A 3,104-nucleotide genomic window follows, 5' to 3' on the forward strand; every position below is an offset into this window, starting at 1 on the left:
GAACGAAGACGGAGGACATGCCAAGGCCGAGACCAAAGCACATCGTCGCCCCCCCGAAGGTGCCGCCATTCTGCTTCATCACGTTCAGCAAAGTGCCGGAAATCCGGGCACCGGAGCAACCGAACGGGTGACCCAGGGCGATCGCGCCGCCGTGCAGGTTAACCTTCTCGTTCATCTTGTCGAGCACTTTCAAATCTTTCAGCACTGGCAGAGCCTGTGCGGCGAAAGCTTCGTTGAGCTCGAAGAAGTCGATATCGTTGATGCCAAGGCCAGCGCGCTTCAGCGCTTTTTGTGTAGCCGGAACTGGACCATAGCCCATGATCGCCGGGTCCACACCTGCCACTGCCATCGAACGAATCACTGCCAGAGGCTGGATACCCAGATCCTGGGCACGCTGCGCCGACATCACGATCATGCACGAAGCACCATCGGTGATCTGCGACGAAGTACCGGCAGTCACGGTGCCGCCCTTTGGATTGAAGGCCGGCTTCAGAGCCGCCAGACTTTCCAGGGTGGTTTCCGGACGAATGGTTTCGTCGTAGTCGAACAGTTTCAGGAAACCGTTCTCGTCATAGCCCTGCATCGGGATGATTTCGTCTTTGAACTTGCCTTCCAAGGTCGCCTTGTGGGCGAGTTGGTGAGAGCGCACCCCGAAAGCGTCCTGCTGTTCGCGAGTGATGCCGTGCATTTTGCCCAGCATTTCAGCGGTCAGGCCCATCATGCCCGAGGCTTTCGCCGCGTACAGCGACATGTGCGGGTTCGGATCGACACCGTGCATCATGCTCACGTGGCCCATATGCTCGACGCCGCCAACCACGAACACGTCACCGTTACCGGTCATGATCGCTTGCGCAGCAGTGTGCAGAGCACTCATCGACGAGCCACACAGACGGCTGACGGTCTGACCGGCAGCAGTGTGCGGGATCTGAGTCATCAGGGACGCCATGCGGGCGATGTTCCAGCCCTGCTCCAGGGTCTGGTTTACGCAGCCCCAGATCACGTCTTCGACTTCGTTCGGGTCGACCTTGACGTTGCGTTCCAGCAATTTGCTGATCAGGTGCGCCGACATGTCTTCGGCGCGGGTGTTGCGGTGCATGCCGCCCTTGGAGCGGCCCATCGGAGTACGACCGAAGTCGACAATCACGACGTCTCTAGGATTCAAGCTCATAAGTTCACTCTCACTCTAGTTGGGGGCGCTTAACCGAAGAAGCGTTGGCCGGTTTTGGCCATCTCGCGCAGCTTCGCGGTCGGGTGGTACAGCGCGCCCAAATCAGCGTACTGGTCAGCCAGGGCAACGAACTCGGCAACACCGATCGAGTCGATGTAGCGCAGTGCACCGCCACGGAATGGAGGGAAACCGATACCGTAAACCAGACCCATGTCGGCTTCGGCGGCAGTTTCAACGATGCCGTCTTCCAGGCAACGCACGGTTTCCAGGCACAGCGGGATCATCATCCAGTTGATGATGTCTTCGTCAGTGACTTCGCGCTGCTCGTAAACGATTGGCTTGAGCACTTCAAGCACCGACGGATCGGCAACTTTCTTCTGCTTGCCCTTCTTGTCGGTCTCGTAGGCGTAGAAGCCCTTGCCGTTCTTCTGGCCCAGACGCTTGGCTTCGTAAAGCACGTCGATAGCCGAACGACGATCGTCCTTCATGCGATCCGGGAAGCCTTCAGCCATAACGTCACGACCGTGGTGACCGGTGTCGATACCGACCACGTCCATCAGGTATGCCGGGCCCATTGGCCAGCCGAATTTTTCCATGATCTTGTCGATGCGGACGAAGTCCACGCCGGCGCTGACCAGTTTGGCAAACCCGCCGAAGTACGGGAACAGTACGCGGTTGACCAGGAAGCCCGGGCAGTCGTTGACGACGATCGGGTTCTTGCCCATTTTCTTGGCGTAGGCAACGGTGGTGGCAACAGCCAGCTCGCTGGACTTCTCGCCACGAATAACCTCAACCAGCGGCATCATGTGCACCGGGTTGAAGAAGTGCATGCCGACGAAGTTTTCCGGACGCTTGAGGGCCTTGGCCAGCAGGCTGATGGAAATGGTCGAGGTGTTGGACGCGAGGATGGTGTCCTCTTTGACCTTGTCTTCGACTTCAGCCAGTACGGCTTGCTTGACCTTCGGGTTCTCGACAACCGCTTCGACCACCAGGTCGACGTGGCCGAAATCGCCGTAGGACAGCGTAGGACGAATGCCGTTGAGTACTTCAGCCATTTTCGCTGGAGTCATTCGACCTTTATCAACGCGGCCAACCAGCAGTTTGGCGGCTTCGGCCAGACCCTGCTCGATACCGTGCTCGTTGATGTCCTTCATCAGGATCGGCGTACCTTTGGAGGCCGACTGATAAGCGATACCGCCACCCATGATGCCGGCGCCCAATACAGCAGCCTGCTTCACGTCTTTGGCGATTTCGTCGTAGGCCTTGGCCTTTTTCTTCAGTTCCTGATCGTTCAGGAACAGACCGATCAAGCTCTGCGCGGCAGAGGTCTTGGCCAGTTTGACGAAACCTGTGGCTTCGATTTCCAGCGCCTTTTCACGACCGAAGTTCGCGGCTTTCTGGATGGTCTTGATCGCTTCAACTGGCGCCGGATAGTTCGGGCCAGCCTGACCGGCGACGAAACCCTTGGCGGTTTCGAAAGCCATCATTTGTTCGATTGCATTCAGCTTGAGCTTTTCCAGCTTAGGCTGACGCTTGGCCTTGTAGTCGAACTCGCCGGAAATGGCGCGCTTGATCAGTTCAAGGGCAGCTTCCTGCAGCTTTTCAGGAGCAACCACTGCATCGACTGCGCCGACTTTCAGCGCGTCTTCAGGACGGTTTTCCTTGCCGGCGGCAATCCACTCGATCGCGTTGTCGGCACCGATCAGGCGCGGCAGACGCACGGTACCGCCGAAGCCCGGGTAGATGCCCAGTTTGACTTCCGGCAGACCGATCTTGGCCTTGGTGGACATGACGCGGTAGTCCGCCGCCAGGCACATTTCCAGACCGCCGCCCAGAGCGATGCCATTGATGGCCGCTACGGTCGGAACGTTGAGGTCTTCGAAATCGCTGAAGATCTTGTTGGCTTCGAGATTGCCAGCAACCAGCTCGGCATCCG

Annotated in this window: 2 protein-coding genes; both read right to left on the reverse strand. The window is 58.4% G+C overall.

Features of this window, described 5'->3' with window-relative positions; all coding sequences use genetic code 11:
• On the reverse strand, nt 1–1,168 hold a 1,168-nt coding region (gene fadA / locus ACIOZM_RS31590; RefSeq protein ID WP_401221550.1), incomplete at its 3' end, for an acetyl-CoA C-acyltransferase FadA.
• A gap of 29 nt (nt 1,169–1,197) precedes the next feature.
• Nucleotides 1,198–3,104, reverse strand: a 1,907-nt coding sequence (fadB, locus tag ACIOZM_RS31595) for a fatty acid oxidation complex subunit alpha FadB (protein ID WP_401221553.1), incomplete at its 5' end; no start/stop codon positions are given.

The sequence above is a fragment of the Pseudomonas sp. NPDC087346 genome (genome assembly GCF_044744235.1).
Taxonomy (GTDB): domain Bacteria; phylum Pseudomonadota; class Gammaproteobacteria; order Pseudomonadales; family Pseudomonadaceae; genus Aquipseudomonas.